3 protein-coding genes are annotated in these 5948 nt (G+C 43.3%); 1 reads left to right on the top strand and 2 read right to left on the bottom strand.

All coding sequences use genetic code 11. The features are described 5' to 3' along the window. Both J7J62_00035 and gyrB read right to left on the bottom strand, forming a co-directional pair. Nucleotides 1–442, bottom strand: a 442-nt coding sequence (locus J7J62_00035; GenBank protein ID MCD6123555.1) for a phosphatidylglycerophosphatase A, incomplete at its 3' end; no start/stop codon positions are given. A gap of 23 nt (nt 443–465) precedes the next feature. Beyond that, nucleotides 466–2886 (bottom strand): DNA topoisomerase (ATP-hydrolyzing) subunit B, encoded by a 2421-nt coding sequence (gene gyrB / locus J7J62_00040; GenBank protein MCD6123556.1) that lies wholly within the window; start codon nt 2884–2886, stop codon nt 466–468. Nucleotides 2887–3283: 397 nt separating this feature from the next. Between gyrB and J7J62_00045 the strand changes: the two genes are divergently transcribed. Continuing rightward, nucleotides 3284–5948, top strand: a 2665-nt coding sequence (locus J7J62_00045; GenBank protein ID MCD6123557.1) for a hypothetical protein, incomplete at its 3' end; no start/stop codon positions are given.

Genomic DNA, 5948 nt, shown 5'->3' on the forward strand with positions numbered 1-5948 from the left:
AAAGTATCAGAATCCACAGCCCGATGTTTGCATAAATCCCTGATATCACATCATCGAGCAGCACTCCCCAACCACCAGGTATTTTTTCTGCCCTTGAGGCGGGCGGAATTTTGACTATATCATATAATCTAAATAATAAAAATCCTATTAAAAATAGTGATATTTTCTTGGGTATCCAGATATATGTTATCGCCATTCCCAAAGCTTCGTCAATAACTATTTTTCTTGCATCGGTTTTGCCCCAAAAATTTTTGCCGTGACCACATAGCCGGGCGACAATAGGAATCAAAATAAATATAATAATTATATAATGTATCGAATTATTAGGAATGAGAAACCATATTATCGCCGCCGCTGCAAGGCTTCCTGCGCTGCCTGGTGCTATGGGGAAGTAGCCCGTTCCAAAAAATGTTGCCAAAAGCTTGATTAAGAATCTCCTCATTGAGACCTCGCTTGCGGAAGGAACTAAATATCGAGATTCCTGACATTAAGTGCGTTCTTCTCTATGAATTCCCGTCGAGGCTGAACCTTATCTCCCATGAGGATGGAAAATATTCTATCTGCCTCAGCAGCATCCTGAAGCCTGACCTGAAGAAGCCGCCTTGTCTCAGGGTTCATTGTAGTTTCCCAAAGTTGGTCGGGGTTCATTTCTCCGAGACCTTTGTATCGTTGAATGTGTTTGCCTTTTCTTCCTCTTTGTTTTATGTGCAAAAGGAGTTTATAAAGTGTTGCGATTTCCTCTTCGCCCTGTTCGGAAATAACTGTTACTGGCATTGGACACAAATCAAGAAGTTCCCATACACTTATCATTAGGTCCTGATAGTCCGGGCTATCGAGTAGCTGGTGTGTTACTTCGAGTTTTCCAAAACCAGTGGGTGAGGAAAAGCTAAGCACGATACTCCAGCTATTGTGTTCTTCATCAAATATTAGTTCGTGGTCTATTCTATACGATAGTTTTCTGGCATCCTCAACTATTTCATGGAGTTTCTTTTCTAATGTTTCTCTATCGGCAAGGTCATCGGCGGTTCTTATCCCGTGCTTTATCAGAAGTTCAAGGATTTCCGCGTTTATTCTTCTTCGCTGGAAAAAGTCAAATATTCGTTTTACTTTAGCTATTTTTCGGAGCAGTTCTATAAGCTCTTTTCCTTTTATCTGGTCGCCTTTAGCCGTTCTTACCGACACATTTTTGGCACCTTCCTCGATGAGATACTCGTCCATTTCGGCATCGTCCTTTATGTAGCGGTCCTTTTTACCGTCCCGAACCCTGTACAAAGGTGGCTGCGCGATGTAGAGATGCCCGTGTTCTATGATTGGCGTAAGATGTCTGAAAAAGAGCGTTAGGAGAAGGGTCCGTATGTGAGCACCATCCACATCAGCGTCAGTCATTATTATTATTTTCCCATATCGAAGTTTGCTCAGGTCAATATCCTCATCAATACCCGTTCCTATTGCTGTTATCAGTGTTCTTATTTCCTCGTTTCTTAGCATTTTGTCTATTCTGGTTTTCTCCACATTAAGGATTTTTCCCCGCAATGGTAGCACTGCCTGGAATCTTCTGTTTCTTCCCTGTTTAGCTGAGCCACCGGCAGAGTCACCCTCAACGATGAAAAGCTCAGCTTCGTCAGGGTCTTTAGTTTGACAGTCGGCGAGTTTTCCCGGGAGAGCGGCAGAATCAAGTGCTGACTTGCGTCTTATAAGTTCCTTTGCTTGTCTGGCGGCTTCTCTCGCACGGCTCGCTTTAAGTGCATTCTCAACTATAGCTCTCGCGTTTGACGGATTTTCCTCAAGCCATTGCGAAAGTTTCTCGTATGTTATAGTCTCAACTATCCCTTTGACATCTGAATTGCCGAGTTTTGCCTTGGTTTGACCCTCGAACTGTGGCTCAGGAATTTTTACGGATATCACTGCCGTAAGTCCTTCGCGAACATCGGAGCCAGTTATCTGGTCGCCTTTTTTGAGAAGGTTTTTCGACGAGGCATAATTTGCTATAGCTCTCGTTAATGCTGCTCTAAATCCAGTAAGATGCGTGCCACCGTCAACCGTGTTAATGTTGTTGGCAAACGAGAGCACTGTTTCCGTGTAGCTGTCGTTGTATTGGATGGCTATCTCGACTATGGTTGAGTTTCTTTTGCCAAAAATGTAGATCGGTTTTTTGAACAAAACGGTCTTGCCCTCGTTAAGGTATTTGACGAATTCGCTTATTCCGCCTTTGTACTTGAATTCGAGTGATTTTTCGGTTCTTTCGTCCACTAACCTTATCCTTACACCAGGATTAAGGAATGCCAGCTCTCTAAGTCTTGATGCCAGAACTTCAAATGAGAACTCTATCGATTCGAATATTTGCGGGTCGGGTCGGAATGTTATTCGTGTTCCCGTTCGTTTTGTTTTGCCAACCTTTTTAAGTGGTGTTACTGGTTTACCTCTTGAGTACCGCTGGATGTAAACCGCACCATCCCTTTTTATTTCTACCTCAAGTTTTTCGGACAGCGCATTTACTACCGATACTCCAACACCATGAAGTCCACCTGAGACTTTGTAGATTTTCTTGTCAAACTTTCCTCCTGCGTGAAGTTTAGTCATAACCACTTCTGCAGCGGGGATGCCGAGTTCGGGGTGAGTATCGACGGGTATTCCTCGTCCGTCATCTATAATCGTTACACTGTTGTCCTGATGTATTATCACATCTATATTTTTGCAGAATCCAGCCAGAGCTTCGTCTATAGAGTTGTCCACCACCTCGTAAACGAGATGGTGTAATCCCGTGGGACCGGTTGAACCTATATACATAGCCGGTCTTTTCCGCACGGCTTCGAGTCCTTCAAGGACTTTTATGCTATCAGCCGTATATTCCTTCTCGAGATTTATTTTCTCTTTTTCAGGGTTCATATTCTTAAAATCCTTGCCCGAATTAATCTAACACATTAATATAACTTATAAAATTCGACTATCAAGAGATAAATTTTCATTGTGTTAGGCAAGATTTGTGTTGAAATAGAATCGATTATTCGTTATAATGAAAAAAAATAAGGTTGTAACTTTGAGCTAAAAATGCTGTAATATTAAGTAACTTATTGAAATATAAGAAGATACGCACAACGAAAAAAATATCGGAAACTAAAAAAAATGCTTGCGCAGTTAAAGGTCATATGTATTTTATTAAAAAGTGCTGTGAAATAACATATGATAAGGGGGTTGTTTTATGTATTTGAGACCGCGTGTGGGTAGATTTTTATTAGGTTCTTTGAGTAGTAGAAAAAATAACTTCCTGAAAGGAGGATATGCTATGTGGAGGAAGTTTGCTGTTGTTCTGTTTGGTTTGATGCTTTTAGGATTCGCCGGAGCTGTTGATATTACCTACCAAGGTAAGCTTACCGATTCTTTAGGGGTCGGCATTAACGACACAGTAGATATTATCTTGGCGGTATATAGTGATGTGTCCGGTGGAACCTGCCTCGATGCAGATACTGTAACCAATGTTCCAGTGGTTAAAGGTATGTTCTCCGCAATATTTGACCTCAACCTTGACCTCTCCAGCGATACAAGCATTTATTATCAGGTATCCATAAATCGAGGTTCAGGATATACAACCCTATCCCCCCGCAAGAAAATCACAGCAGAAATTCTTGCTATGTGGGCGCTTAATGCTATAAGAGCGCTCAGGGCGGATTCCGCGACCTATGCGGATACTGCGGCGTACGCTGCCGGTTGCAGCATAACCACCGATGAGCTCGTTAAGGTTGGTGCTACAGGCGTGCCTGACTTCCTGAACGAGGATGAGTTCGAGCGGAAGGTGGGTGACCACATAGTGATAAAAGACGGCGCCATAATGACATCAAAGCTTCACGACGGTGCTGTTACTACACCAAAAATTGCTGCTGGTGCGGTTACAGAAACAAAGATTCAGGATGACGCGGTAACGAGTGAGAAAATAAAGAATTTTGAGGTCAAAACCGACGATATAGATAACGGTGCGGTAACAGAGGCTAAATTAGCTAATGGTGCGGTATCGAGCGATAAAATCCAGAATGGTGCAATAATAACTGATAAGATTGCTAACGGGGCGGTTGATTCCGATAAGATTCTTGATGGTTCAGTGGCTACGGCTGACTTGGCTAATGGTGCCGTAACCTCGGATAAACTGGCGGACAACGCTGTAACCTCGGCAAAGCTTGCCGATGGTGCTGTGACAACTGATAAAATTGCTGATGATGCCGTAACAGATGCCAAGATTAATTGGGGGCTTGGCGCTGGTCAGGTTAACGCCGAAGATATTCCTTATGATAATGCTACTTACACCACGGTTGATGCAGCTCTCGATCATTTGCTGGGAATTTCGGGGACATGGAGCGACTCCCTTGAGCATGTGGTCGTAGTTGCTAAAAACGGTAGCGATGCATCGGGTGATGGTAGTGATAAGTCTCCGTTCCTAACCATCAACAAGGCTATTGACTTCGGTCTTAACGATGCCCCGTGGCACGGTGAGGACTTCATCGTTTTGATTGCGCCGGGTACCTACGCTGAAAGCGTGCTTGTTAACAGCGATCATGTCCACATTGTCGGTATGAATCCGAAAACAGTGATTATTCAGAGCGCATATGATTACACTGTTAAGTTCGATGGTACCTCCGGTAACTCGATGATGTGGGTAACCGTTAAGAACACAGGTGCTGGCAATAAGGCGATAATAGTCGATGGTGCCGATGACCTATATTTCAAGGATGTGTTTGCCTCTGCTACCGGCAGCGGAAGCAATGTTGCGGCTTTGGAGCTTATTGGTAATAGTCCAGAGGTAACAATAGATCAGGGTGCATATCAGGGTAAGAAGTATGGTATTTATTCAAGTCCATCTACTGGTACTGCTGTATTGCGAATTTATAATGCAAGTATTCTTGGTGAAAGCGATGACGGAATGTATCTTTACAAAACCACTGCTGAGCTTCATTCGGGTGCTGTTACCACAAACTCACTAACAGCCTGCGATATTAATGCAGATGACAATACAGAAATACTTATGGGTGCTATGAAGTATCGCCTCGGGAAAGTTTGCCTGGATACTGCTAATGGTGCTACTTTTGAACATTTCATCCTTCAAGATAGAATAATCGATTCATTGATGCTCGCCGATAATGCGGTTGTAACTCGCACGATAGCTGACGCGTCTGTTACAGGTGCAAAGATAGCAAGCGACGCTATAACAAGTGATAAAATAGTTAACCGTGATGTTCTGGGCGAGGACATTCACCAGGACGCTATAACTAACTATCACATAAAGGACGGAACAGTTCTGCAACCCGAGATCGGCTGGGGATTTGGCGCGGACAGCATTAGTGCTGCCGACATGCCATTCGATAGAACTATAGCTCTCAGCCATGGTTATACATTAGCTGATTCCTCAACGCAGACCATAATCGATAGCATTATAACGAAACTTTACGGTGTTGCTCATGGTGATACCGTATTCACCCGCTACATTGTTTCGAGCGATACAGTGTTCATTGAGGATATGGTTGCTACTCGTGAGGTTGCTACCGATACTATTGAGGCGTTCAAGACGAATAAAGTCTATGTGCGGGATACGCTTTATGTGGATAATTCTGTTGAGGTTGAACAGAATGTTAATATCGGGCACAATATACTCGTTAACAACAATGCCTCTGTTATGGGCAATTTTGAGGCTTATGGTAGCGCCTCGTTCTACGATGATGTCGATATATCAGGTAATCTCGATGTTGGCGGAGTAATAAGCGTTGACACATTCGTTACTGATCTTATTTACAGCACTGGTGACACAGTCTTTGTGAACGACTTCCTGTATGTTGAGCGTGAGCTTGTTGTTGATTCGATACAGGCGGTAGGTGACACAGTTATAATAGATGATAATCTGCTTGTTCATGGTGGTGCTAAGTTTGATGATGACATTACTGTTAGTGGCGATATAACTGCTACTG

This window comes from bacterium, assembly GCA_021159335.1.
Taxonomy (GTDB): Bacteria; UBP14; UBA6098; order B30-G16; family B30-G16; genus JAGGRZ01.

Bases quoted from the DNA above. Each gene is read 5' to 3' on its own strand.
- gyrB (MCD6123556.1), bottom strand. From the start codon at position 2,886: ATGAACCCTGAAAAAGAGAAAATAAATCTCGAGAAGGAATATACGGCT.